The organism is Devosia psychrophila (assembly GCF_000971275.1).
GTDB lineage: Bacteria > Pseudomonadota > Alphaproteobacteria > Rhizobiales > Devosiaceae > Devosia > Devosia psychrophila.
Window position 1 is genome coordinate 239,748 of sequence record NZ_LAPV01000093.1, and the last position, 25,712, is coordinate 265,459.

General features: G+C 61.8%; 20 protein-coding genes. 7 read left to right on the forward strand and 13 right to left on the reverse strand.

All coding sequences use genetic code 11. The annotated features are described in order from the left end of the window. Window position 1: 1 nt before the first annotated feature. The 5 genes from yjfF to WH91_RS09850 form a co-directional block, all read right to left on the reverse strand. Window positions 2–979, reverse strand: a complete 978-nt coding sequence (yjfF, locus tag WH91_RS09830; RefSeq protein ID WP_046170800.1) for a galactofuranose ABC transporter, permease protein YjfF — start codon at window positions 977–979, stop codon at window positions 2–4. After that, window positions 976–1,980, reverse strand: coding sequence for an ABC transporter permease (locus tag WH91_RS09835; RefSeq protein WP_046170801.1), 1,005 nt, complete (start codon window positions 1,978–1,980; stop codon window positions 976–978). Before WH91_RS09835 ends, yjfF begins: the two co-directional genes overlap by 4 nt. Further along, entirely contained in the window at window positions 1,977–3,494 is a 1,518-nt protein-coding gene (locus WH91_RS09840) for a sugar ABC transporter ATP-binding protein (protein ID WP_046170892.1), read from the reverse strand. Before WH91_RS09840 ends, WH91_RS09835 begins: the two co-directional genes overlap by 4 nt. Before the next feature lie 167 nt (window positions 3,495–3,661). Next, a complete protein-coding gene (gene ytfQ / locus WH91_RS09845; protein ID WP_425285333.1) occupies window positions 3,662–4,588 on the reverse strand; it encodes a galactofuranose ABC transporter, galactofuranose-binding protein YtfQ in 927 nt (308 codons plus the stop codon). Window positions 4,589–4,793: 205 nt separating this feature from the next. Further along, window positions 4,794–5,816 (reverse strand): LacI family DNA-binding transcriptional regulator, encoded by a 1,023-nt coding sequence (locus WH91_RS09850; protein ID WP_046170802.1) that lies wholly within the window; start codon window positions 5,814–5,816, stop codon window positions 4,794–4,796. Between the two features lie 252 nt (window positions 5,817–6,068). On the opposite strand from WH91_RS09850, the gene WH91_RS09855 reads away from it, so the two are divergent. The 7 genes from WH91_RS09855 (at window position 6,069) to WH91_RS09885 (ending at window position 16,353) form a co-directional block, all read left to right on the forward strand. Next, complete coding sequence (locus WH91_RS09855; RefSeq protein WP_143078045.1) at window positions 6,069–8,387, forward strand: alpha-L-rhamnosidase; 2,319 nt, start codon at window positions 6,069–6,071, stop codon at window positions 8,385–8,387. A gap of 57 nt (window positions 8,388–8,444) precedes the next feature. Then, window positions 8,445–9,743 carry an ABC transporter substrate-binding protein gene (locus tag WH91_RS09860; RefSeq protein WP_046170803.1) on the forward strand — a complete coding sequence of 433 codons (1,299 nt, stop codon included), beginning with the start codon at window positions 8,445–8,447 and terminating at the stop codon, window positions 9,741–9,743. Window positions 9,744–9,820: 77 nt separating this feature from the next. Then, window positions 9,821–10,720 carry a carbohydrate ABC transporter permease gene (locus WH91_RS09865; RefSeq protein ID WP_046170895.1) on the forward strand — a complete coding sequence of 300 codons (900 nt, stop codon included), beginning with the start codon at window positions 9,821–9,823 and terminating at the stop codon, window positions 10,718–10,720. Further along, the gene (locus WH91_RS09870) at window positions 10,717–11,544 is read left to right on the forward strand and encodes a carbohydrate ABC transporter permease (RefSeq protein ID WP_046170804.1); all 828 of its coding nucleotides are present in this window, start codon (window positions 10,717–10,719) and stop codon (window positions 11,542–11,544) included. Before WH91_RS09865 ends, WH91_RS09870 begins: the two co-directional genes overlap by 4 nt. Before the next feature lie 5 nt (window positions 11,545–11,549). Further along, window positions 11,550–12,632, forward strand: coding sequence for an ABC transporter ATP-binding protein (locus WH91_RS09875; protein ID WP_046170805.1), 1,083 nt, complete (start codon window positions 11,550–11,552; stop codon window positions 12,630–12,632). A gap of 107 nt (window positions 12,633–12,739) precedes the next feature. Next, window positions 12,740–14,362 (forward strand): ABC-F family ATP-binding cassette domain-containing protein, encoded by a 1,623-nt coding sequence (locus WH91_RS09880; RefSeq protein WP_046170806.1) that lies wholly within the window; start codon window positions 12,740–12,742, stop codon window positions 14,360–14,362. Between the two features lie 101 nt (window positions 14,363–14,463). Then, entirely contained in the window at window positions 14,464–16,353 is a 1,890-nt protein-coding gene (locus tag WH91_RS09885; RefSeq protein WP_074797285.1) for a diguanylate cyclase, read from the forward strand. A gap of 31 nt (window positions 16,354–16,384) precedes the next feature. Here the strand turns inward: WH91_RS09885 and WH91_RS09890 are convergent, their stop codons facing one another. The 8 genes from WH91_RS09890 to argF all read right to left on the reverse strand — a co-directional run bounded on the left by WH91_RS09890 (window position 16,385) and on the right by argF (window position 25,704). Continuing rightward, window positions 16,385–17,347, reverse strand: a complete 963-nt coding sequence (locus WH91_RS09890) for an iron-siderophore ABC transporter substrate-binding protein (RefSeq protein ID WP_046170807.1) — start codon at window positions 17,345–17,347, stop codon at window positions 16,385–16,387. A 17-nt stretch (window positions 17,348–17,364) separates the two neighbouring features. After that, window positions 17,365–18,189 (reverse strand): ABC transporter ATP-binding protein, encoded by an 825-nt coding sequence (locus WH91_RS09895; RefSeq protein ID WP_046170808.1) that lies wholly within the window; start codon window positions 18,187–18,189, stop codon window positions 17,365–17,367. Between the two features lie 11 nt (window positions 18,190–18,200). Beyond that, window positions 18,201–19,271, reverse strand: coding sequence for a FecCD family ABC transporter permease (locus WH91_RS09900; RefSeq protein ID WP_046170809.1), 1,071 nt, complete (start codon window positions 19,269–19,271; stop codon window positions 18,201–18,203). Further along, window positions 19,268–20,329, reverse strand: a complete 1,062-nt coding sequence (locus WH91_RS09905) for an iron chelate uptake ABC transporter family permease subunit (protein ID WP_052952719.1) — start codon at window positions 20,327–20,329, stop codon at window positions 19,268–19,270. The genes WH91_RS09900 and WH91_RS09905 overlap by 4 nt, the downstream gene beginning before the upstream one ends. Further along, window positions 20,326–21,213, reverse strand: coding sequence for a siderophore-interacting protein (locus WH91_RS09910; RefSeq protein ID WP_046170811.1), 888 nt, complete (start codon window positions 21,211–21,213; stop codon window positions 20,326–20,328). The genes WH91_RS09905 and WH91_RS09910 overlap by 4 nt, the downstream gene beginning before the upstream one ends. Before the next feature lie 104 nt (window positions 21,214–21,317). After that, the gene (locus tag WH91_RS09915) at window positions 21,318–23,174 is read right to left on the reverse strand and encodes a glycosyltransferase family 2 protein (RefSeq protein WP_052952720.1); all 1,857 of its coding nucleotides are present in this window, start codon (window positions 23,172–23,174) and stop codon (window positions 21,318–21,320) included. 334 nt (window positions 23,175–23,508) lie between these two features. Then, window positions 23,509–24,501, reverse strand: coding sequence for an Hsp33 family molecular chaperone (locus WH91_RS09920; RefSeq protein ID WP_046170898.1), 993 nt, complete (start codon window positions 24,499–24,501; stop codon window positions 23,509–23,511). 255 nt (window positions 24,502–24,756) lie between these two features. Beyond that, on the reverse strand, window positions 24,757–25,704 hold the full coding sequence (argF, locus tag WH91_RS09925; RefSeq protein WP_046170812.1) for an ornithine carbamoyltransferase: 948 nt from the start codon (window positions 25,702–25,704) through the stop codon (window positions 24,757–24,759). Window positions 25,705–25,712: the final 8 nt, after the last annotated feature.

Consider the following 25,712-nt stretch of genomic DNA (forward strand, 5'->3'; position numbering starts at 1 on the left):
TCTACGCTTTCTCGGGCTTCTCTTCGCCCGGGGCGGAAGCCGCAAATATGATGCGCTGCAAGACTATGAACAAGAACAGCAAGACGCCGATCACGATCTTGGTCCACCAGCTCGACAGCGTTCCGTCGAAGATGATGTAGGTCTGGACCAGACCGAGCAGCATGACGCCAACGAAAGTTCCCAGCACAAAGCCGTAGCCGCCGGTCAGCAGCGTGCCGCCGATCACCACCGCGCTGATGGCGTCGAGTTCCACGCCCACCGCCGCAAGCGGATAACCCGCCGAGGTGTAGAGCGAAAACACGATGCCCGACAAGGCGGCAAGTACGCTCGACAGCATATAGATTTGCACGGTTGTTCGCGCCACCGGCACGCCCATCAGCAGGGCGGAGACCGGGTTTCCGCCCAATGCGTAGACGTATGAACCGAAGCGGGTACGGTGGGCCAGCAACGCGCCGAGAAGGAAAATCGCGACCATCAGAAGGCCGATGAAACTCAACCGTCCGCCCCCCGGCAGGCGGATCATCAGGTCGGAAATGGCGCTATAGAACTCGTGATTGATGGGCACGGAATCCTGGGTGATGACCGAGGCACCGCCTCGCGCTAGGAACATGCCGGCCAGGGTGACGATGAAGCTGGGCACCTTCAGATAATGGATGGCGGCCCCCATAGCCGCGCCGAACAGCGCCGCGACACCCAGCACGATGACGAAGGCCAGCAGCGGATGCACCCCGAGCCAGGAGATCAGCACCGCCACCAGCACGCCGGTAAAGCCGATCACCGCGCCGACCGACAGGTCGATGCCGCCCGAGATGATGACGAAGGTCATGCCGACGGCGGCAATGCCGAGAAACGCATTGTCGGTGAGGAAATTGCCCAGCACCCGCGTCGACAGCATACTGGGGAACTGCAGCACGCTAGCCGCGTAGGCGATGATGAAGATAACGGCGGTGGCGGCGAGGGGACGAAGACTGCGTTTCATTTGGAAACCACCCGCTTGTCGTCGCGCTTGAAGAAGCCGACGGCGGTGCCGACCAGCGGGGATTGCAGCATCAGGATCAGGATGATCATCCCGGCCTTGACGATGAGGTTGAATTCGGGCCGGAAACCCGAGACCAGGATGCCGGTGTTCATCGCCTGGATGATGATGGCGCCCACCACGGCGAGGGGTATGGAGAACTTGCCGCCGAGCAACGAGGTACCCCCGATGACTACGGCGAGGATGGCGTCGAGTTCGAGCCAAAGGCCGGAATTATTGGCGTCGGCGCCGCGAATATCGGCGGCCACGAGGATGCCGGCGATGGCAGCACAGAAGCCGCTCAGGCCGTAGACCAGCATCAGCAGGATGCGGCTATTGATGCCGGCCAGCGAAGCTGCGGAGCGATTGACGCCGATGGCCTGAATGAACAGGCCGATGGCCGTTCGTTTCACCACTAGCGTGACGAGGATCATCAGCACCAGCGCGATCACCGCCGCCATGGGAAAGCCCAGCAACGAGCCGGTGCCGATAAAGATCAGGGTCGGATCGTTGAAGGTGACGATATACCCCTCGGTAATCAGTTGGGCGATGCCACGCCCGGCCACCATCAGCACCAGCGTGGCAATGATGGGCTGGATATCGAGCACGGCAACGAGGAAGCCGTTCCACAAGCCACACACGATCCCGACGCCGAGCGCAGCAGTCACGGCGATTGGCGTTGGATAGCCCGCCACCACCATGGTCGCGGCCACCGCGCCGCAAACGGCCATGATGGCGCCGACCGACAGGTCGACGCCCTTGGTGGCGATGACGCCGGTCATGCCGATTGCGAGAATTGCTACCGGGGCGCCGCGATTAAGCACGTCGATGGCGCTGCCGAACAGCCGCCCGTCCTGCCAGGTGATGCGAAAGAAATTGGGGAACAGCGCCCAGTTGATGAGCAGCACGGCGGCAAGCGCCAGCAATTGCGGATTGGCCAGACGTTCGAGATGGAGCCGCTTCATGCGACAGCCTCGTCAGGGTTATTGGCGATCGCCTGGACGATGACGCCGGGATTGATGTTCTTGCCGCGCAGTTCGGCGACCATTTCGCGATCACGCATCACTACGATGCGCGAGCTGTAGGCCACCACTTCGTCGAGTTCAGAGGAGATCACCAGCATGGCCATGCCCTCGTCGCGCAGGCGATTGATGGTGCGGACGATTTCGGCATGGGCGCCGACGTCGATGCCGCGCGTCGGCTCGTCGAGAATGAGAAAGGCCGGGTCGGTGGCCAGCCAGCGCGAAAGGATCACCTTCTGCTGGTTGCCGCCCGAGAGAAGTTTTACCGGCATGTCGAGCGAGGCGGCGCGGATATCCATGGACTCGCCGAAGCGGCCGGCGATTTCCATCTGTTCGTCGCGGTTGAGCGCCTTGAACCAGCCGAGCTTGCCCTGCAATGCGATGATGATGTTTTCCCGTACCGACAGGTCGCCGAGAATGCCCTCGGCCTTGCGGTCTTCCGGGCAGAAACCAAAGCCGTGCTTGATGGCGTCGGTAGTCTTGCGGATGGCGCTCGGCTTGCCGTTGACGCTTACGGTGCCCTGGTCGGCCGGGTCGGCGCCGAACATGATGCGTGCCACTTCGGTGCGGCCGGATCCCAGCAGGCCGGCGACACCGACCACTTCGCCCTTGTGGATGGTCAGATCGAACGGCAGCACACTGCGCTTGCGGCCATAGCCCTTGAATTCGACTAGCACCTCGTTAGGCGCCTCGCCCGGCTCGACATCAGTGGCGCCGGAAAAGGCTATGTCCTTGCCCAGCATGAGGCGGACAACGTCGGTACGGGTCAGCGCATCAAGGGCGCGGGTTTCGATCAGTTTGCCATTGCGCAACACGGTGACCCGGTCGGAGATGGCAAAGACCTGATCGAGAAAATGGGTGATGAAGATGATGGCCAGCCCCTTGGCCTTGAGGCCGCGAACCACTTCGAACAGGCGCTCGACCTCGTTTCGATCAAGGCTGGCGGTGGGTTCGTCGAGGATCAGCACCTTGCCTGAAAGCTGCACGGCTCGGGCGATGGCGACGATCTGCTGTACGGCCACCGAATGGGTGCCGAGTTCGCTGGAGGGATCGATGTTTAGGTCGTAATTCTTGAGGATAACCCTGGCGTCCGCTTCCATCTTGCGGAAATTGACGAAGCCGAAGCGCAAAGGCTGGTGCCCGAGGAACAGGTTTTCCGCCACGGACCGGTTCGGCAGAAGGTTCACCTCCTGATACACGGTGCCGATGCCAAAGGTCTGGGCGTGCAGTGGATTGTCGAGCGAGACCTGCGTGCCATCGACATAGATGCCACCGCCATCGGGCTGGTACGCGCCGGTCAGGATCTTGATCAGCGTGGATTTACCGGCGCCGTTTTCGCCGAGCAGGGCGTGCACTTCGCCAGCCTTGAGGCCGAAATCGACATTGTCGAGCGCGACATGATTGCCGAAAATCTTCATGACGCCGCGTGCTTCGAGCACGTAGTCGCTATCAGCCATGCTGCCCCCATTCATTGATCGCAACGCCCCCAGTCGGCACCCTCCCCTTGCGGGGAGGGATCAAGGGTGGGGGTCGGCTGGCCCCAATATCGAGGCCAAACCACACCCCCAACCAACCTCCCCGTCAAGGGGGAGGTGCCGTCCGGTGGTTAAACGAGCTTCGTTGCTTAATAGCCCAGGCCCTTGCGGGTATCATACTCGCCCTGGGGATTGTCGGCAGGCGTGTACAGCTTCGACTCGGTGATGATGAACTTTGCGGGTTGGGTGCCATCGGCGAGGAAGGCCGAGAGCGCATCGAAGGCGGGACCGGCCATGTTGGGGGTCAGTTCCACGGTAGCATTGGCTTCGCCGGCAACCATTGCAGCGAAGATGTCCGGCACGCCGTCGATCGAGACGACCTTGATGTCGGTGCCGGGCTTGAGGCCAGCGTCCTTGATGGCCTGGATGGCGCCAACGGCCATGTCATCGTTGTGGGCATAGACCGCGCAAATATCGGCGCCGCCGTTTTCGGCCTTGATGAAGCCTTCCATGACTTCCTTACCCTTGGCGCGGGTGAAATCACCGGTCTGGCTGCGGGCGATGGTCAGGTTGGCGTGGCCGACAATGGCTTCTTCGAAGCCCTTCTTGCGGTTGATGGCCGGGGTGGAGCCGACGGTGCCCTGCAGCTCGACGATCTTGCAATCGGCATCGCCGACTTCCTTGACCAACCAGTCGCCAGCGGTACGGCCTTCGAGCACCTGATCGGAAGCAACCGAGGTCAGGTAAAGGTCTTCCGGCGCGTCAACGCCGCGGTCGAGCAGCATGACGGGGATTTCGGCTTCCTTGGCTTCGGTCAGCACGTCGTCCCAGCCGGTCGCAACGACAGGAGCCACGATGATTGCGTCGACGCCCTGAGCGATGAAGCCGCGGATGGCCTTGATCTGGTTTTCCTGCTTCTGCTGCGCATCGGCAAATTTGAGGTCGATGCCGCGCTCTTCGGCCTGCTGCTTGGTTACCGAAGTCTCAGCGGCGCGCCAGCCGGATTCAGAACCAATCTGGCTGAAGCCGATGGTCAACCCCTTCAGATTGTCCTGCGCGATGGCGACAGAAGTCAAAGCGGTAGCGAGGCTTGCCGCGATGGCAAGCTTGGAAATGATGGTCACGATGTCCTCCCAATGTGGCGCCACGGCGTTTTCACCTGCAGCGATAATGGGGACGCTACATAAAGTACTATTATATGTAAATAGCGAAAACCGTACCCACGCCGGCGCTCGAATGAAGTGTCTTGTCGGGTGATTTTTGTGGCTTCCAGCCAGTGCCTTAGCCTAGCCTGTCGGCCGAGCTGTTGCGCGCCACGACGCGCGGCGTGACGACGAAATGCTCGGACTCGGTGCGGCCCTTGATGCGCTCGATCAACAGGCGGACCGATTGCAGCCCGAGCAGTTCGCCGGATTGGTCGACGCTGGTTAGGCTGTTCTGGGCAAAGTCGCAGTACATCGTGTTGTCATAGCCGACCACCGCCAGATCGCGCGGAATGGACAGACCCATCTCGGTCGCCACGCTGATGACCTCAAGGGCGATAAAGTCGGTCCAGCAGAAGATTGCCTCGGGACGATCGGGAGCCTCAAGCAGCTTTTTTGCAGCGATCTGCACTTCGCGCATGGTCTGGCGAGCTCTAACTACGTTGATATACGAGCCCAGTTCCTGCTCCATCATCTCGCGCCGGTAACCGAGTTCGCGCTGCGTGATGATGGTCGATTCGGTGATCAGGCTCAGCATGGCGATGTTGCGGTAGCCGTTGCTCGACAGGTGTCTGACAGCCAGGGTGCCGCCCTCGTAGTCGTCATTGTTGACAGTATCGTAGCTTGAGACGCCGGGAGCATGATTGCCGATCGTGGCAAGCGGTTTGCGCTTGGCAATGTCCAGCAATTGCTGCTGGTCGGTGGGACCGATCAGGATCAGGCCATCCATTTGCCGGTCGATCATGGAATCGACCAGGGCATCATCGAACGTGGTCCCGGATTGGCTGACCCCGAGCAGCACCTGGTACTGGGTCCGCTCCAGTGCCGAATTTACGCCGGCAAGGATGTCCGAGAAAAACGGGTTGCGCAGATCGGGCAATATCATGCCGAGTGTGAAGGTTTGCCCGCGCATTCCCCGCGCTGCCGTATGCGGACGATAACCCAGCTTGGCCATCGACTTCCGAACCTTGAGGCGCATCGACTCGCTGACGCCGTAAGCGTCCCGCAATACCTTCGAAACCGCGGCGACGGAGACGCCGGCATCTATCGCAACCTCACGGATGGTGACGCGTGACGGCTTCTGGACGGCTGGTTTTTCCATGCAACTCCAAGGGTCAGAACCCTGCATTTCGGGGCTGGTCGCGGCTTGCCAGCTCGTTCCGTCTACATCAGAAAATTCCTATTGCCAAAAAACTTGGAATGTAGAACGATACACGTAGAACATTATACACCTCGCAAACGAGGTTGCCGTCAACCGGACGGCGTGGAGGAGGCAGACTTGACCGACATGACGAGCACGCTGGTGCGGGCGAACCCGACTTCTGCGCGACAGGCGCCTTGGGCGGCAGCCAGGATGATCCGTCCGCTGGTCGACAAGGGTGTAGGCATGCCTGCCTCGTTCGTCTCGACTGATTTCAGCATTGAACGCGTTGGCGGCGATGAGACACTGCGCATCAGCGCTCTCGGGCTCTATCGCTGCTTCATCAACGGCAGACGCGTCGGCAACGACCTGCTCACCCCGGGCTGGACTAGCTACGAAACCCGCCTCAGCTACCAGACCTATGCCGTCGCCGACCTGCTGGTGGCAGGCACCAACCACATCGAGATCTGGCTGGCCGATGGCTGGTTGCGTTCGCAGATGATGTGGGGCAATGCGCCGATCTTCAACACCTGGGGCAGCGAGATTGGCGCCATTGCCGAACTGACTTCGGACGCGAACGGCGGCAAGACGCTGCTGGTCACCGACGACAGCTGGAAAAGTGGCGAGTTGCCCATTCGCAAGTCTGGCATCTATTTCGGCGAGGTTTTCGACGCGCGGATCAAGCCAGTGGTTTCCTCAGGCACCGCTGCGATCGACTTCGACGTGGTCAGGCTCATTGCCCACGAAACCACTCCGGTGCGCGAGCTGGATGCGCTGGCCGTGGTCAAGCAATGGACCGATGCCGATGGCCGCACGGTCTATGACTTCGGCCAGAATATTGGCGGCTATGTCGCGTTTACCGTGCGCGGCGAGGCTGGCGCCAAAGTCACCGTCGAACATGCCGAAGTGCTCGATAAGGATGGCAATTTCTACAACGTCAACTATCGCACTGCCGAAGCGCGGATCGAATATACGCTGAGCGGCAATGGCGACGAGCAATTCCGCCCGCACTTCACCTTCCAAGGTTTCCGATATGCCCGCATCACCATCGAGAGCAAGGCCGAACTGACCAGCGTGGTCTCGGTGCCGATCAGTTCGGTCACGGAGGTCAAGTCCAGCTTCACCTCAGCCAACAAGCTGGTCGACCGGCTGTTTCTCAACACCGTCTGGTCGCAGCGCGGCAATTTCATCGAAGTGCCGACCGATTGCCCGCAGCGCGACGAGCGCCTGGGCTGGACCGGCGATGCGCAGGTTTTCGCAGGCACCGCAATGTATCTGGCCGATGCGCAGAATTTCTTCCGCAAGTGGATCCGCGACGTCATGGCAGACCAGCGCGAAGATGGTGCGGTGCCCCATGTGGTGCCGGACCCAACCAAGATGCAGCCCAAGGATTATCCGGGCTTTTATGGCAGCACCGGCTGGGGTGATGCGATCGCTGTGGTGCCGTGGCAGATGTATCTGCACTACGGCGACACCGACTTTTTGGCCGAGACGCTACCGGCGATGGTGAAGTGGGTCGATTTCGTGTGGTCCATCAGCGAGGGCCCGATCGTCAAGCCACCGCGCGCCTGGGGCGGTCGTGGTTTCTCGTTTGGCGACTGGCTGCAGCCCAGCGGCCCGAGCGCCAAGCCGCTGCCGACGATCAGCGACGACGCTGCGGCGACGCTGTATCTGCATATCACCTCGGCAATGGTTGGCAGGATTGCCGGCATCGTCGGTGACACGGCGACTGCCCAGCGGATGAGCGACATCGCAACGAAGGTGAAGAACGCCTTTGCGCTCGAGTTCATCACCCCGGCAGGACGCGTGGCGGGCGACGACCAGACATCCTATGCACTGGCGTTCCTGCATGACCTGATCCCGGCCGACAAGCAGGACGCGGCCAAGGCGTATTTCAAGAATGCCATAGCCCGCACCGATGGGCGGATCGGCACCGGTTTCATCGGCACCCCTGCCCTGTTGCCGGCGCTAGTCAAGATTGGCGAAGCCAACCTTGCCGCTGACGTCTTCTTGCAGGAAGAAGTTCCCGGCTGGCTGTATCAGGTCAAGATGGGGGCCACGACGATCTGGGAGCGCTGGGACGCGATCCAGGCCGATGGCTCGATCTACAATCCGCAGATGAATTCCTACAATCACTATGCCTATGGCGCGGTGTGCCAGTGGCTGCTCGAAGGGGTCGCCGGGTTCCGGCCGGACCCCGAGGCGCCAGGCTTTGCCACGGTGATTTTCGAGCCGATCATCATTGGCGCGCTATCGCCGGTGAAGGCTAGCCACGCCAGCCCCAAGGGTCTCATTCGCGCTGAATGGACGGTGGATGGCGATGCAGTTCGCTACGAGGTCGAGGTGCCTGGCGGCTCGAACGGCGTGCTGCGGCTGGCGGCCGGCTATCGCAACATCACGGTCGATGGTGCGGCGTGGGACGGCAAGGGCGACCATGCCCTCGCAGCGGGCAGCCATGTCATCACCTTCGATCACACACCGGCACAGCGCAAAGCGGCTGCCGAACACAGCATCAATACCCGTACGCCCTGATAAACAGGCGGCGGCTGAGACGGCCCGCATGGTGCGGGTAAATGGGAGAGAGACCAAATGACCAAGACGACACGCAGGACCGCGCTTACCGGCTTCGCCGCCGGTCTGCTGGCCTTGACTGCCCTGACCGGCGCAAGCTTTGCCCAGAGCACTACACTGACCTACCTGATCCCCAGCGGCGCCGATGGCGTGGCCGTGGCCGAGGAGCTGGTGAAGAGCTTCGAAGCCGCCAACCCGGATATCAATATCGAGATCGAAACCCGTCCAGGCGGCTCGGAAGGCGACAATCTCGTCAAGACGCGGTTGGCCACCAGCAGCATGGCCGACGTGTTCCGCTACAATTCCGGCTCGTTGTTCCAGGCCATCAACCCGCAGCAGTTCCTGGTCGACCTGACCAACGAACCCTGGCAGGCCGATGTGCAGGACAGCTTCAAGCAGGTGGTGACGGCATCGGACGGCACCGTGCGCGGCGCGCCGATGGGCGCGGCCATGGGCGGCGGCATCTATTACAACAAGGCAATCTATGCCGAGCTGGGCCTGACCGTTCCCAAGACCTGGGCCGAGTTCATGGCCAACAATGAAAAGATCAAGGCCGCCGGCAAGGTCGCCGTGGTCCAGACCTATGGCGATACGTGGACCAGCCAGCTGTTCGTGCTTGCCGATTATTACAACGTCTCGGCTGCCGAGCCGGACTTTGCCGCCAACTACACCGCCGGTACGGCCAAGTTCGCGACAGACAAGGTGGCACAGCGCGGCTTCGACAAGCTGCAGGAAACCTTCGACGCCGGCTATTTCAACGAAGACTTCGGCGCCGCCAAGTATGACGACGGGCTGCGCATGGTGGCATCGGGTGAAGGCGCCCACTACCCGATGCTGACCTTTGCCACCACCGCCATCGTCGCCAGCTATCCTGACCTGATCGACAATGTCGGCTTCTTCGCCCAGCCGGGCGACGACGCCGCCAAGAACGGCCTGACGGTGTGGATGCCGGATGGCATCTATATCCCCAACACCACGTCGAATCTTGATGCCGCCAAGAAGTTCGTCGCCTACGTCGCCAGCGTCGAAGGTTGCGAAGCCCAGACCCGGGCCGGTGGCGCTTCGGGGCCGTACCTGATCAACGGCTGCACGCTGCCAGCCGACGTGCCGCCAGCCGTGACCGACATGCTCCCCTACTTCGCAGATGGCGGCCAGAACGGGCCGGCGCTGGAGTTCCTGTCGCCGATCAAGGGCCCGGCACTCGAGCAGATCACCGTTGAAGTCGGCTCGGGCATTCGCCCCGCCGCTGATGGCGCGGCGCTCTACGACGAAGACGTTCGCAAGCAAGCCCAGCAACTCGGCCTCCCAGGCTGGTAAGCGCTTGCCGATAGGCGGCTCCGGGTGCCTGGTCTCACCCGGGGCTGCCGCTTTGAGGAGGAACATAGATGGCCGTGATGACTGAAACCGCAGCGGCCGTGCCCGTGGTGCAGGTGCCTAAGCGCCGCTCGCCCTATCCGGCCTCGTTCTTTCTTCCCGCCGCCGTCATCTATGGCGTGCTGTTCCTGCTGCCGACCTTCGCATCGCTGTATTTCAGCCTGACGCGCTGGACGCTGTTCAACTCCACCTTCATCGGGCTGGATAATTTTGCGCAATTTCTGCGCGAGCCGTTCCTGATCAAGGGGCTGATCAATACAGTGCTGTATGCGGTAATCACCTCCGGCCTCAAAGTTGTGCTCGGACTGCTGCTGGCGGTGTTGCTGACCAGCCAGATCGCGGCGCGCGGCTATCTGCGCTCGGTGGTGTTTTTCCCGGTGCTGGTTTCTACCGTCGGCGTCGGCATCACCTTCACGATTTTGATGCACCCCACCCAGGGCATGATCAATGAGGCGCTGGCGGTGATCGGCATCAAGGGGCCGGGCTGGCTGGTCAATCCAAGCCTGGCGCTGTTCTCGGTGGCACTGGTCGATGTGTGGAAGGGCGTCGGGCTCGCCACGGTGATCTACATCGCCGGCATCGTCGCCATCCCCAAGGATTACTATGAGGCCGCCCGCATCGACGGCTCAACCAAGTGGCAGAGCTTTTTGTATGTCACCCTGCCGCTGTGCCGCCCCGCCACGGTAACGGTGATCCTACTTTCCTTCATCGGCGGGTTGCGGACCTTCGACCTGATCTGGGCGATGACGCGGGGCGGGCCGGGCTTTGCCTCCGATACCGTCGCCTCGGTGATTTACAAGCAATACCAGGCCGGCTTTTATGGCCTCAGCACCGCCGGGAACGTGGTGCTGTTCATCCTGATCGCCGTTCTTGTCGTGCCGCTGACCATGCTGCTCAATCGCCGCGAGGGACACGAATGAGTTTCGTCCGCAATTATTGGCTGAGCGCCGTCGCCATCGTGGTTTCCGCCGTGGTGTTTCTGATCCCGTTCAGCTTCATCATCCTGATGGCGTTCAAGGACAAGACCCAGGCGCAATTGCTCGACTTTTCGTGGCCGCAGGGCATGCACCTGTGGAGCAACATCGTCGAGGTGGTGACCACCCGCAACTGGATGCTGCTGACCGCCTTCATCAATTCGACCATCCTGACCGTCGCCAGCGTAACCCTCGTGGTGATCTTGTCGGCCATGGTCGGCTTCGTGCTGCAGCGCCGCAAGACGAAGTTCAACGGGCTGATCGAGTTCCTGATCCTCGCCGGCCTGATGCTGCCGCCGGCCGTGGTGCCGACCATCTGGTTGCTGCAGGGCCTTGGCCTGTTCGGCAAGCTGCATGGGCTGGTGCTGATCGAGGTGGCTTACTCCCTGCCCTTCTCGATCTTGCTGTATCGCGCCTTCATCGCCACCATTCCACGCGAGCTGGACGAGGCCGCCATCATCGACGGGGCGCGTCCGTTCGACGTGTTCTTCCGTATCGTATTGCCACTGCTGTGGCCGGTCACCGTCACCAATATCGTGGTGCAATCGGTGGCCATCTTCAACGACTTCACCAATCCGCTGTATTACCTGCCCGGCAATGCCAATGCGACGGTGCAACTGACGCTGTATAATTTCCAGAGCCAGTTCAGCACGTCTTACAACCTGCTCTTCACCAATATCGCGCTCATCACCATTCCGCCGCTGATCGTCTTCCTGTTCTTCAACCGGCAGATCGTGGCGGGGATGACCGCTGGCGCCGTCAAAGGATAATCCACATGGCAGGACTGGAACTGAAATCGCTCCGTAAGAGCTATGGCAATGTCGAGGTCATCAAGGGTGTCGACCTGACCATCGAACATGGCGAGTTCGTGGTGTTCGTCGGCCCGTCCGGCTGCGGCAAGTCCACGCTGCTGCGCATGATCGCCGGGCTCGAGGACATCACCGGTGGCGAGCTCTATATCGCCGGCAAGCTGTGTAACGCCGTCGAGCCGCGCGATCGCGGCATCGCCATGGTGTTCCAGAGTTACGCGCTTTATCCGCACATGACCGTCTACGACAATGTCGGCTTTGGGCTGAAGCTCGCCAAAACGCCTAAGGATGTGCGCGACAAGAAGATCCGCGACGCGGCGCGTATCCTGCAGATGGAGCACCTGCTCGATCGCAAGCCGAGCCAGCTGTCGGGCGGTCAGCGCCAGCGCGTTGCCATCGGCCGCGCCATCGTACGCCAGCCCGAGGTGTTCCTGTTCGACGAGCCGCTCAGCAATCTCGATGCGGCGCTGCGCGTCGATACGCGGATGGAAATCGCCAAGCTGCACGCCGATCTCGGTGCCACCATGGTTTATGTAACCCATGACCAGGTCGAAGCCATGACGCTGGCCGACAAGATCGTAGTGCTCAATGCCGGCGTGGTGCAGCAGGTCGGCGCGCCGATCGAGCTGTATCAGCGCCCGGCAAACCTGTTCGTCGCTGGTTTTATCGGTTCGCCCAAGATGAATTTTGTTTCGGTGACGGTTGAGGCCGTGGGCGCCAGAACGATCACCGTGACTGGCAAGGACCTGTCGTCGGTGGCTATTCCGGCCAATCCGACCGGGATCAAGCCTGGCGACACCGTAACCCTGGGCGTCCGTCCGCATGCGCTGGACCGGAATGCTTCCGGTACCATCGTCGGCCAGGTGGGTCTGGTCGAGCGCCTGGGCAACGAGACCATCGTCAACCTCAAGCTGCCGTCGGAAGCCTCGTGGCTGGTGGTGTTCGATGGCGACCATGATCTTGCGGTCGGGCAGAGCGTGGCCCTGAGCTTTGCCCCTGAAAGCGCCATCATCTTTGGCGCCGACGGCATGGCGCGCCACCCCGCCTAAGGCTGACGGCATAGCACCTGTGACGCTGGCAGAGCTTGCGCCTGCCGGCCTACGATGCTTTACGGGCGCATAAAGGCGCCAGTGGGCGCGGCAGGATTTCTACGCGCATGATACGTCTCGAAAGCATCGGCAAACAGAACGGCAAGCAGATCGTCTTTATCGACGCCTCCGCGGTGTTGCAAAAGGGCGAGAAAATCGGCCTCGTCGGTCCCAATGGCGCTGGCAAGACCACCCTCTTTCGCATGATTACCGGCGAAGAGCAGCCCGACGAAGGCCAGGTCTCGATGGAGCGCGGCGTCACCATCGGCTATTTCAGCCAGGATGTCGGCGAGATGGGCGGCCGCAGCGCGGTCTCCGAAGTGATGGACGGCGCCGGCCCAGTCTCTGCGCTGATCACCGAAATGCGCGCACTCGAAGCCGACATGGGCGATCCCGACAAGGCCGACGCGATGGACGCCATCATCGAGCGCTATGGCGAAATACAGCACCAATTCGAAGAGCTTGATGGCTACTCCCTGGATGGCCGCGCCCGTGAAGTGCTGGATGGTCTTGGCTTCAGCCAGGAAATGATGGACGGCGACGTCGGCGCGCTGTCCGGCGGCTGGAAAATGCGCGTGGCGCTGGCCAGAATCCTTTTGATGCGTCCCGATGCGCTGCTGCTCGACGAGCCGAGCAACCATCTCGATCTCGAAAGCCTGATCTGGCTGGAAGACTTCCTGCAGAACTATTCTGGCGCGCTGTTCATGACGAGCCATGACCGCGAATTCATGAACCGCATCTGCACCAAGATCGTCGAGATCGATGCGGGCTCGCTGACCAGCTATTCTGGCAATTACGAATTCTATCAGCAGCAGCGCGCCATCAGCGAAAAGAACCAGCAAGCCCAATTTGAGCGCCAGCAAGCGATGTTGGCGAAAGAGCTAGACTTCATCGCCCGCTTCAAGGCGCGCGCATCACATGCCGCACAGGTGCAGAGCCGGGTGAAAAAGCTCGACAAGATCGACCGCGTCGAGCCACCCAAGCGCCGCCAGACCGTCGAGTTCGAATTCCGCCAGGCGCCGCGCTCGGGCGACGATGTGGCTCTGCTGAAAAACGTCAGCAAGAGCTATGGCAGCCGGACCATCTATGACGGGCTCGACTTCCATGTGCGCCGCAAGGAACGCTGGTGCATCATGGGCGTCAACGGCGCCGGTAAGTCCACTTTGCTCAAGCTGGTGACCGGCACCGCCGATCCCGACCAGGGTACGGTAACGCGCGGCCCTTCGGTCAAGATGGCCTATTTCGCCCAGCACGCCATGGATGTGCTCGACGGCGGCCTGACGGTATTCCAGCAGCTTGAAAGCTCGTTCCCGCAGGCTGGCCAAGCGCCGTTGCGGGCGCTGGCCGGAGCCTTCGGCTTTACCGGCGACGAGATCGAGAAGAAGTGCCGCGTGCTGTCCGGCGGCGAGAAGGCGCGTCTGGTGATGGCGATGATGCTGTTTGATCCCCCGAACTTCCTGGTGCTCGACGAGCCGACAAACCATCTCGACATCGCCACCAAGGAAATGCTGATCACCGCGCTCAGCCAGTATGAGGGCACCATGCTGTTCGTCAGCCATGATCGTCATTTTCTCGCGGCTCTATCGAACCGGGTGCTCGAGCTGACGCCGGATGGTGTCCACACTTATGGCGGCGGCTATACCGAATATGTCCAGAGCACGGGCCAGGAAGCGCCGGGCCTGCGCGGTTAACCATAGGAACAATGGACCGGCTGGATTCAGATTCGGCAAACACTTAGCTGATAGACTATGGTTCTGGGGTGGGGCTCCGGCCCTGCTGCTCAGGAGGTCACGTGACATCACCGTGGCAAATACTAGCTGGCAATCTTGCCGTCGTTGCTTTGTTCATACTCGGCTGGGGCCACGCACGCTTCTGGCTGCGCCGCTTGCCCGGCGTTTGGCGCAGCCTGTTGTTCGGCGTTATCATGGGCCTGGGCGCCATCGCTTCCATGCTGATGGCCGCAGAAGTGCTCCCCGGTCGTTTCCTCGATCTGCGACTGTCGCTCGTCGCGGTTGCCGCGTTTTTCGGCGGGCCAGTAGCCGCACTGGCGACCACGGCCCTGACCCTGGGCTATCGGGTGAGCATGGGCGGCGTCGGCATGACAACCGGCGTGATCACCATTTTGATCGTCACCGCATCGGCATTGGCCGGGCGCGCGCTGGTCGGTCGCGGCCGGGTCTTTGCCTGGCACGGCGTGGTGCTGGGACTGGCAATCTCGCTCATTTCCGCCGTGGGTATCTATTCCATTGGGTCCGAAGGGTTGCTTAATACCATCCTGCCGTTAGGGGTGCTCAACACGCTGGCCACCGTCCTGGCAAGCCTGGTTTTTGTTCAGGCACGGCGCGTATCGGCCGAGCGCGACCTGTTCGCCGCGGCGCTGACCCAGGCACCCGACTTCTTTTACATCAAGGACCGGCATAGCCGCTTTGCTGCGGTCAACAATGCAGTGGCGAAAATGCACGGCTTTGCCACGCCGCACGACATGATCGGCAAAACCGACTTCGACATTGCGCCGCCGGAACGCGCGGACGTCCTGTTTGCCAGCGAACAGAAAATAATCGCGTCGGGACAACCCCAGTTGGATATCGAGGAACTACTACCCGATGCCACGGGCGAGTTGCGCAGCTACATGACGGCAAAAGTGCCGCTGCATGGCGCCAACGGCGAGATGATCGGGCTGGCAGGCGTTAGCCGGGACATCACCGACGACAAGCAGTTGCGGCAGGATGTGATAGAGAGCCGCAACCTGCTGTCCTATGCCCTCGCCGAAATGTCGGATGGCCTGGCCATGTTCGACTGGCAGGGCAATATTGTGCTGTGCAACGCCCAGTATAGCGCCAGCTTCCCCTACACCAGCCACGCACGACGGCAGGGCGTTAACCTCCGCGATATCCTCGCAGAGGTGGTTCGCACCCGCGAACAGCTCAATATTCCGGTCGACCATGAACAGGAGTGGATCGATGATATCGTGACCAACCTGCACCGCGAGAGCGAGGAAGAGGTCCATCTGTTCGATGACCGCTGGCTGCAGGTGCGCACGCGCCCAACTACAGCCGGCAAAACGCTGGTTGTGGTCACCGACGTGACACGCATCAAGCAGGCGGAACTGGCGCTGCATTCGGCCAGTGATCAGCTCAAACATCTGGCACGTACCGATGGGCTGACGGGCCTGCTGAATCGCCGCGCCTTCGACATTGCCATGGATGCCGAGATAGCCCGTGGCGCCCGGGCCGGCACGCCGATGAGCCTGTTGCTGATCGATGTGGATCGCTTCAAGGCCTATAATGACGCGTATGGCCATCCTTCGGGCGACGAATGCCTGAAGCTGGTAGCCAGCCATTTGCAAAAGAGTTTGAAACGGTCAGCGGACCTGGCGGTGCGCTACGGCGGCGAGGAATTTGCAGCAATTTTGCCGGGTACCGACGAGGACGGCGCCTATCTGGTCGCGGAAACCTTCCGCAAGTCACTGGCCGACGCCCGCGTATCGCACAAGGGCGCTGAACGCGGCATCCTGACCGCCAGCGTGGGTGTCGCCACCTACATGCCGGATAATCTGCACCGCAGCGCGGCCGAATTGATCCAGACCGCCGATGAAGCACTGTACAGCGCCAAGGCCGCCGGACGCGACCGGGTCTACGGCACGCGGGTCCGCGCCAAGCAGTCCAAATACGCTCAAGAGTGAGACCTCCCTGACGCCAGTCGTGTCGGAGGGCTTACTTGGACAGCAGCGCGCTCAGTTCAGGCACCAGCTTTTCCAGCGACCATGGGATCGACAGCACGGACGGCGCCGAGGTGGCCATGACGAAGGCCCGGTCCAGCATCGTCAGATGATGGCCGGAGGCTACCGGCGCGAAACGGGCAAAGATGGGATTGGCTAAAGCCGCGTCGAGCTCTGCCTGGTCGGACTGCCAGGTAATGAAGACATCGGCGTCCAGCGTGTCGAGGTTTTCATAGGCTACCGGGACGTAGAAGTTGTCGCTCCTCAAGGCCGCGGCGCCGGGCGATAGCGTGAAGCCAAGTTCCTCGATCATCTGCACGCGCGGATCGGTGCCGATGTAGACGCCGACTTCCGACTTGGACGGATCGGCCCAGCCGATGGTGAAGGTCTTGCCCTTGAACTCAGGGTGTTCGGCCGCCAGTTCGGCGATGCGGGCATCGGTGGCTTCAACCAGTTGCTGCGCCTCGGCTTCTTGACCCAGGGTCTTGCCGATGGTCATGGTGATATCCTGCCAGGTGCCGGACCAGACCGCATCTTTCCAGGCCACCACGGGGGCGATCTGGCTGAGACGGGTATATTCTTCTTGGGTCAGGTCGCTGTAGGGCGCCAGGATCAGATCGGGCTCCAGCGACAGGATTTTCTCAAAAGGAATGGCCGTGTCGTCATAACGCGCCGGCAGTTCGCCACCCAGTTGCGCGACGGCGGTTGCCACCCACGGCAGCACGCCATTCTCGTCGCCGCCCCAGGTCTGCAGCGGCATGCCGACGGGCACCTGGCCGAGCGCGAGAACCACGTCCTGGCTCATCCAGCCGATAGTGGCGATGCGCTCCGGCTTGGCAGGTATGACCGTCTCGCCATAGATGTGCTCAATCGTGACGGGGAAATCCTGCGACAACGCTGGCGCGGTCGCAGCGAGGCCGATGCCGAGCAGCATGGCGGCGAGAACGGACGACTTCATGGCAGGCTCCTGAGCAATCAGGTTTTCGGGATGGAGCCGCGTGGAATGACCAGCGGCGTATGGGCAATGGGGTCATCGATGATGATGCATGGCAGTCCGAACACCCGTTCGACCAGTTCGGCCGTCACAATCTCACGCGGCGGTCCTTCGGCTATCACCTGCCCGTCGCGCATGGCGATGATGTGACTGGCATAGCGGCAGGCGTGATTGAGATCGTGCAGTACCGCCACGATGGTCTGACCATTGCGGCGGTTGAGACCATCCAGCAGCTCGAGCAGTTCGATTTGGTGGGTGATGTCGAGGAAGGTGGTCGGCTCGTCGAGCAGCAGCAGCGGCGTTTCCTGAGCTAGCACCATGGCAACCCAGACTCGCTGGCGCTGGCCGCCGGACAGTTCATCAACCAGTCGGTGGCTGAGTTCGGTTACCTTGGTCGCCTCCATGGCGGCGATGACCGCGGCTTCGTCGGCATGCGACCACTGCTGCAACAGCTTCTGGTGCGGATAACGGCCACGGGCAATGAGATCGGCGACGGTAATGCCTTCGGGCGCGATGGAAGTCTGCGGCAATAGCCCAAGCCGCCGCGCCACTTCCTTGGCCGGATAGCTCGATATCGCAGCGCCATCCAGCACGACGCGGCCCGCCGCCGGCTTGATCAGGCGCGACAGCGCCCGCAATAGCGTGGACTTGCCGCAGGCATTGGCGCCGACGATCACGGTGAACGACCGATCGGGAATAGCGACCGACAGGTCCTTGGAAATGATGCGATTGTCATAGCCGATAGTGACACCCTCGGCGAACAGGCGCGGCGCGGCTGCGGGTGGCACGGGATCGATCTGGTTCATTGGTATGTCCCTCATTGCCGACGCGCTTCGCGCAATAGCAGCCAGACGAAATAGATGCCGCCCAGGCTGACCGTGACGATGCCGACCGGGATTTGAGTTGGCGCAAAGGCGCGTTGCGCCACGAAATCGGCCACGGCCAGCAACAAGGCGCCCATAGCGGCAGCCGGCAAAATAGCGACACTGGCCGTGCCGGTCAGGCGGCGCGCCAGTTGCGGTGCTGAAAGCGCCACAAAGCCAATCGGCCCGGCGGTCGCGGTCACTGTTGCAGTCAGTGCCACGCCCAGCACCAGCAGGGCCAGCCGGGTGCGCTCGGCATTGACGCCCAATGCGCGAGCCGCATCGTCGCCCAGTTCGAGTTGGCCCATCGGCCGGCTCATCAGCATGGCCAATGGCATCAGCACGGCGAGGATAATCATGGCGGGAAACAATCGGTCGAGATCGAGACCATTCAGCGTGCCGGCGCCCCAGATGGCCGCTGCCATGGCAACCTCCAGCTTCGCACGAAGCAGGATCCATGTATTGAGCGCGGTCAGCATGGCCGAGACGCCGATGCCGACGATGATTAGCCGGAAGCCCTGCACGCCGCGATTATAGGCTAGCGCATAGACCACCAGCGCCGTCACCAGCCCGCCGAACAGTGCACCTCCGGCGATGGCGTAGTAACTGCCGTGCAGCAGCGTGATCACGATCAGCGCACCAGTGAAAGCGCCGGCGTCGAAGCCGATAATGTCCGGGCTGCCAAGAGGATTGCGGGTCAGCGATTGGAAGATGGCGCCGCCCATGCCCAGCGCCGCACCCAGCAGCAGCGCCAGCGCGGTACGCGGCAAGCGCCACTCCACCACCACCATATGGATACGCCCCTCGCCCTGCCCCAGCAGCGCCCGCACCACGTCGGGCAACGGCACCTGATAATCGCCGCTCGCAAGCGTTACCAAAGCCACCACCAGTGCGATGGCCAGCAGGGTCAGGCAGATGGTGGCGGTCTTGATATCGAAGCGAAGCGAAACCCTTCCGCCAAACCAGCGCAGGGAGCGGATCGGGCGCCCGAAGTCGATACCGGCGGGGAGCCCGAGATTGCTCATAGCCCGCTCACCTTGCGACGCCGTGCCAACAGGATCAGCACCGGGGCACCCACAAATGCGGTGACGATACCAACCTGCAACTCACCCGGTCGCATCACCAGGCGACCGACAACGTCGGCCGTCAGCAGCAGCACTGGGGACAGTACGATAGTGAAGGCCAATATCCAGCGCTGGTCGGGTCCGGCAATCCACCGCGCCACATGTGGCACCATGAGACCGACGAAACCGATTGGCCCTGCAGCGGCAGTGGCCCCACCCGCCAGCAGCGTCACGGCAAGCACCACGAAGCCGCGGGTGCGCCGCATATTGGCGCCAAGCGCCGCTGCCAGGTCATCGCCCAATGCCACGGCATTGAGCCGCCGCGCCATGGCAATGGCAATCGCGAGGCCGAGCAGAATGAAGGGCAGCACGGACCATAAGGTTTCATAACCGGGGGCAACCAGCGAGCCGGCGTTCCACTGCCGCATGCGATCGAAAGTGGCGGGATTGAGCAAGGCGATACCGGCGGAAACACCGCCCAGAACCGCACCGATGGCGACGCCGGCCAAGGTCAGGCGCACCGGGGTAGCACCGTTCCGGCCCGCTGAGCCGACCAGATAGACCACCACTGTGGTGACGATGGCGCCTAGGAAAGCAAACCAGATGTAGCCTTGGATGGCGGTGATGCCTAACAGCCCGACTGCCAGCACCACGAAGAAGGCTGCGCCGGCATTGACGCCCAGGACGCCTGGATCGGCTAGTGGATTGCGCGTCAACGCCTGGATCAGCGCGCCAGCCACGCCCAAGGCTGCACCGACCGTCAGGCCCATCAGTGTGCGCGGCACGCGCAAGGCAAGGATGATGGCGTGGTCGTCGCTGTCATTATAGGCGAACAGCGCCTCGAACACCGTGCCAAGGGCAATGTCCTTGGAGCCGACAGCGATGCTGGCGAGGATAACGCAGAGCAGCACCGCGATGGCTAGCAGCAGCCAGACGAAACGCGTCGCGTTTGTCTGGGCCAAGCCGGGGCGCTTTTCCTCCTGCCGTGCCCGGTCATGGCTGGTGACGGCGACTGTCACAATCCGAGCTTTTCGAGCGTCGCGTCATACTCGTCCCGAACCACCTCGGCATCGCGGCCGGAATCCCACGCGGTTTCGATCTGTGCTTTGACGACAGGATCAAGCGCCGCCCATTTGGCGCCCCACTCCTCCGCATTGGCAGTCCAATAGCCGACCAGTTCATAGCGCTCGGGAGGCAGCTTGAGCTCCTGGCGCACGAATTTTCGGATGGCGCGCACCACCTTCTGCTCGCCGGCAACCCAGATATAGCCGGGCGACTTGGGCAGAGGCACGGCGCTGACCACTTCGACCATGCGGCTGGGGGCCACGCCATTGCCGCACTTGTGCAGCCAGGTCACCGTCGAGCCGGGGTGGGCCGGCAGGGCCTGTTCGTCCTCGGCCAAAGCCACTTCGACGAAAACCCGGCTTTCGACATGTTTGGGCGTCTGCTCCATCAGGCGCGACAGCGCCGGCAGCCCGGTAGCGTCGGAAACGAGCAGCTGCCAGACGGTGTCGGCAGGTGGCTTATAGAGACCGCGCGGCCGGTTGATGGTGACCTTGTCGCCCACTTGTGCCGAGACGGCCCAGGTACAGGCCAGTCCGCCCTCGTGGATCACGAAATCGATGTCGAGCTCGATCGGATCGGCACGATAGCGACGCACCGTATAGGTCGAGCAACGGATGGCATCCTGCCCGTCGGGATAGGTCCAGCGGCCCTCATCGGTAATTTGGGGCAGGTGCAGCTTGCCGGTCTGCTCATTGCGAAAGAACAGGCGCAGATACTCGTCGCCGACGCCGGTAGTGCGCAACTCGGAGAGCCCCTCGCCGCCGAACGTCAGGCGGAGCATGCCCGGCGTCAACTGCTGACGCGACAGGACGGTCGCTTCGTGGAACATCCGAGGCATTCTGTCTCCGTCGAGTAGCGCATGCATGGCGCCGGCATAACCGCTCGGTGCCGGGTCGGCTGCCCATCACAAGGGTGCTATATTTTATGATTAAACTAGTCAAGTTACGTGCCGGGAACTGGCCGTGCATCTAGCTTCCCCGAGAGGTCATGCGCGTTACGCGTTGGACCCGTGGCGGGCTGGTGCGGGGACTTGAACCAGTAGAACGGCCGCAGCAGCAGGTCGCAAACGGCGCGGATGGTGGCGACCCCGATCAGCACCCAGTAGAACGGCAAAAGGAGCTGGCGCAGCAACAGGTGGTAGCCTCCCAGCCGACGCAGCCCCAGCATCGTAATCACCAGGGCACTGCCATAGCCCATGCCGAGCATCGCCAGGTATGACACCGTCCATATCGAGCCATCTAGCAAGGCGTAACCCTGCAGAAAACGCACTACGATGGTCAGCAGGAAGGCACAATGCAGCACCGGCGCCACGATCATGCCCAGCACCAGCGTCTGAAACCCCAGGAAGGCCGGCAAGCCCATTTCCGCAAGCAGTGTGCCGGGGTCGCGATTGTGCACGATGAAAGTCTGCATCCAGCCTTTCATCCATCGGGTGCGCTGCCCCATCCAGGGCAATAGCCGCGTCGGCGCATGTTCAAGAGTTCTTGATGCCAGCACGTCGACCCGTAGTCGACAACGCGCCAGGCGAGTTCCGAGGTCCGCATCTTCCGTGACATTAAAGGCGTCCCAGCCGCCTAGATCCCGCAGCACGCTCAACCTGAAATGATTGGACGTACCGCCCAGCGGCATGGGCAGACCCCAACGTGCGAGGGCCGGCAGCAGCACGGTGAACAGCCCGGCATATTCTCCGGCAAACAGCGCCGCGAGCCAGTTATGGTGGCCATTGTCGATCACCAAATGGGCTTGCAGACAAACCAGATCGGGCTCTTCCCGAAAGCGGACCGCGGCCTTCCAGAGTTGGTCGGGATCGGGGATGTCTTCGGCATCGAACACCACAACATACTCGCCACGACACAGCGGCAACACGAAATCCAGCGCCTTGGGCTTGGTGCGCGGCTGCGCATCGGGCACGCAAACCAGCGAAAAACGCGGATCGCCCAATCGCTCCCGCACCGCTGCAAGCGTCGTCTCGGACAAGGCTTCGACGGCAAATTTGATATCGAGGCGCTCAGGCGGATAGTCCAGTTCACGCATGGCCGCGAACAATTGCCCCACCATGCTCGCCTCGTTATGCAAAGGGATCAGCACGGAATAGACCGGCAATTCCTGGTCCGGTGGCCGAACCAGTTTTGGCATGATGCGGATCGGACTGAACACCGCCGCCAATCGCATCGCCGCAGGGGCCAGCAGCAGGACCAGCGTGGCCGGAAGCAGCGGCAATTGTGCAAAATGGGGCGCTGCAAGAACCATGCTGATCATCAAGGCCAAGGCAATAGCAAAGACATATCGAGCGATCGTGGTCAGTTCGAGCTGGGCCGTGGCAAAAGGCCAGCGCCGGGTGAGATTTTGCCTCGACGCATCGAGCAGGGCGGGTGCCGCAGCCTTTGCGATATAGTCGCGCAATGCCGGTTCGGCGATGAAGCAGACCAATTGCCCCAGATGCGGTCGCTGAATACGACGGCGTTTAAGCCGGATAACGTCGAGAAATTCCGGCGCGGTCAGGGCGACCTCGCGATCGAACAACTGCAGCCGCAGCATGCGCACCGTTGCCAGTGCATCGAGCTGCAACGGCATGAGGTCTTCCGGCACTCCCAATGGGACATGCTCGATAAAGCCGTATCCGGCCCAGCGCGCAGCCCGCTCCATGATCACGGTCGGGCTCAACGTAAGGGCGCTGGCGCAATAGAGCAGCACATCGACTTCGCGTTCCAGCGCCGCCTCAAGCAGCACCAGCGCGTGTCCGTCATCGGGACCCGTCTGTTGCAGAATTGCCCGTATCAAATCCAGCGCGTCCGACATCGGAGCGCCTGAGATCAATACTGCTCAACCAGGACATCTCGTCGTCGCGCATCGCCAAAGATGTCGCGGACGGATCGGCTTGGCACAAGAAAATGGTATACAGTCATCGAATTGCCCCCGCACCGATGATCCGCCCTACTAGGCACTACTACTGTATATCAGTAAAAATACGTATTGTGGAGTCTATTAGTATACTTCGATACTATAATCACCAATCTATTATCAGCGCTTGATATTTTCCGTCACAATCGACGTGAAGTTGCACAACGCCGAACGGCGAATACAGTCCAGCGACAACGGCCGCCCTGAAGGCGGCCGCTGAAACATTTACTGGCTAGTGCTTGGCCTCGAACTGGTTCGGATTGAAGTGATAGGCAGTCGAGCAGAACTCGCAGACCACTTCTATCTCGCCATCCACCGCCATTTCCTCGCGGTCTTCGGCGGTGAAATTGGTGGCCAGCATGTCCTCGATGCGATCTGGTGAGCAGGTGCAGCGCTCGACCATGGGCATGGGCGCGAACACGCGCACGCCGGTCTCGTGATACAGCCGGAACAGCAGGCGTTCGGACGACAGGTCGGGGTCGGCCAGTTCAAGATCGTCCAGCGTCGATAGATGCACCTTGGCTTCGTTCCAGCCATCGGCCTCGACGAAATTGTGGTCCGGATTGTCGAAATTGCCGTCGCCCGGCAAGTCCGCCACACGGGTACCACCGTGTTCGGGAAGATGCTGGATCAACACGCCGCCGGCCCGCCAATGCGGACGATGATCGCCCTTTTTGGTGAACTCAGCCACCGCCAGGCGCACCTGGGTCGGGATCTGCTCGGACTGCATGAAATAGGTATGCGCCACCTCTTCCAGCGAATTGCCCTGCAGCGCGACGATGCCTTGGTAGCGCTCGGTGTGAGCGCCCTGGTCGATAGTCATGGCGAGGTGACCGTTGCCCAGCAATTCGCTTGGCTTGGTGCGGCCTTCTTCGGCAGCCCTGAGCAGCGCGTCATGATCGAAACGGGCATAACCGCGCAACCCATCGGGCGCATCGAAATCCACGACGATCAGGTTCACCGGACCATCGGTCTGGGTCTGCATGATGAACTTGCCATCGAACTTGAGCGATGAGCCGATCAGCGAAGCCAGCACCACGGCCTCGCCCAGCAGGCGCGCAACGGGAGCGGGATAATTGTGGCGGTTGAGGATGGTGTCGAGGGAATCGCCCAGCCGCACGCTGCGGCCGCGGGTATCGAGCTTGTCGAGGGTGAACGGCACCACGGTGTCGTCGCCGCTTTCCGGGCGGTCGAGCCCGAGGGCAGTCATCATGTTCTCGGTCATGGTCGTGCTATCCGTCGTCATTTCGAACGTAAGTCTTTCAAGTCGGTTTGGCCACAATGGTCCTACAGCCCAAACTCGGCAAGAGTTTGAGCCACTATTGCCGGAGCGTGCACCGAACTGCGATGAGCTTCTGTCTGGGGCGAGTCGAAAATGGCGACTTTCGAGAACCGGAGCGGAGCGTACATGGGTACGTGAGCACCGGAAGCGCAGAAAGCCGCCGTTTGCAGGCCGACCCAGACAGAAGATCGAAGCAGTTTAGTTGGTTTCGACCCCGAAGGCCCAGCACAGGATGGCTTTTTGGGCGTGCAGGCGGTTCTCGGCCTCGTCCCACACAACCGATTGAGGACCGTCGATTACCTCGTCGGTCACTTCATCGCCGCGATGGGCGGGCAGGTCATGCATGAACAGGGCGTTCTTGTCCGCCAAGGCCATCAAACTGGTGTTGACCTGGTAGGGTTTCAAGACCCGGCGACGCTCGGCGATATCGACGTCGCCCATCGAGACCCAGGTATCGGTAATGACGAGGTCGGCGCCCTCGACGGCCTCGCGCGGGTCCTCGATCAGTTTTACATAGTCGCCTGCCCTGCGGATGTCCTGCATCAGGTCCTTTTCGGGGCTGTATTCGTCCGGCACCGCAATGGTCAGGTGGCACTCGAATAGCTCGGCAGCATTGACCCAGGAGTGCAGAACATTGTTGCTATCGCCGACCCAGGCGACCTTGGCGCCCTTGATGTTGCCGCGATGCTCTTCGAAAGTCATCAGGTCGGCCATGATCTGGCACGGATGGGCGCGGCGTGTCAGGCCGTTGATGACCGGCACGCTCGCTGCCTCGGCCAGGTCGAGCAGGTCGGCGTGGCTGAGAATGCGGATCATGATGGCGTCGACATAGCGGCTCAGCACCTTGGCGGTGTCGGACAGCGTTTCCTCGCGGCTCAGCTGCATTTCCTGGCCGGACAGCATGATGGTCTCGCCGCCGAGCTGGCGCATACCGACATCGAAGCTGACGCGGGTGCGGGTCGACTGGCGTTCGAAGATCATCGCCAGGACCTTGTCCTGCAACAGCTTGGGCCGGTCGCCGTCCTTGAGACGGGTCTTGAGCGAGCTGGCGGCGCTCAGCATGCCGCGCAGTTCGGAATAATCGAAATCATCTATCGAAAGAAAATGCCTGGGGGTGCCGGTCGAAGTGGCTCCGGTCGAAGTCATGGCCGGGT

Excerpts from the sequence above, each read along its gene's own strand:
- yjfF (WP_046170800.1), bottom strand. The coding sequence starts at position 979 with ATGAAACGCAGTCTTCGTCCCCTCGCCGCCACCGCCGTTATCTTCATC.
- WH91_RS09835 (WP_046170801.1), bottom strand. The coding sequence starts at position 1,980 with ATGAAGCGGCTCCATCTCGAACGTCTGGCCAATCCGCAATTGCTGGCG.
- WH91_RS09840 (WP_046170892.1), bottom strand. The coding sequence starts at position 3,494 with ATGGCTGATAGCGACTACGTGCTCGAAGCACGCGGCGTCATGAAGATT.
- WH91_RS09850 (WP_046170802.1), bottom strand. The coding sequence starts at position 5,816 with ATGGAAAAACCAGCCGTCCAGAAGCCGTCACGCGTCACCATCCGTGAG.
- WH91_RS09855 (WP_143078045.1), top strand. The coding sequence starts at position 6,069 with ATGATCCGTCCGCTGGTCGACAAGGGTGTAGGCATGCCTGCCTCGTTC.
- WH91_RS09860 (WP_046170803.1), top strand. The coding sequence starts at position 8,445 with ATGACCAAGACGACACGCAGGACCGCGCTTACCGGCTTCGCCGCCGGT.
- WH91_RS09865 (WP_046170895.1), top strand. The coding sequence starts at position 9,821 with ATGACTGAAACCGCAGCGGCCGTGCCCGTGGTGCAGGTGCCTAAGCGC.
- WH91_RS09870 (WP_046170804.1), top strand. The coding sequence starts at position 10,717 with ATGAGTTTCGTCCGCAATTATTGGCTGAGCGCCGTCGCCATCGTGGTT.
- WH91_RS09875 (WP_046170805.1), top strand. The coding sequence starts at position 11,550 with ATGGCAGGACTGGAACTGAAATCGCTCCGTAAGAGCTATGGCAATGTC.
- WH91_RS09880 (WP_046170806.1), top strand. The coding sequence starts at position 12,740 with ATGATACGTCTCGAAAGCATCGGCAAACAGAACGGCAAGCAGATCGTC.
- WH91_RS09890 (WP_046170807.1), bottom strand. The coding sequence starts at position 17,347 with ATGAAGTCGTCCGTTCTCGCCGCCATGCTGCTCGGCATCGGCCTCGCT.
- WH91_RS09895 (WP_046170808.1), bottom strand. The coding sequence starts at position 18,189 with ATGAACCAGATCGATCCCGTGCCACCCGCAGCCGCGCCGCGCCTGTTC.
- WH91_RS09900 (WP_046170809.1), bottom strand. The coding sequence starts at position 19,271 with ATGAGCAATCTCGGGCTCCCCGCCGGTATCGACTTCGGGCGCCCGATC.
- WH91_RS09910 (WP_046170811.1), bottom strand. The coding sequence starts at position 21,213 with ATGCCTCGGATGTTCCACGAAGCGACCGTCCTGTCGCGTCAGCAGTTG.
- WH91_RS09915 (WP_052952720.1), bottom strand. The coding sequence starts at position 23,174 with ATGTCGGACGCGCTGGATTTGATACGGGCAATTCTGCAACAGACGGGT.
- WH91_RS09920 (WP_046170898.1), bottom strand. The coding sequence starts at position 24,501 with ATGACCGAGAACATGATGACTGCCCTCGGGCTCGACCGCCCGGAAAGC.
- argF (WP_046170812.1), bottom strand. The coding sequence starts at position 25,704 with ATGACTTCGACCGGAGCCACTTCGACCGGCACCCCCAGGCATTTTCTT.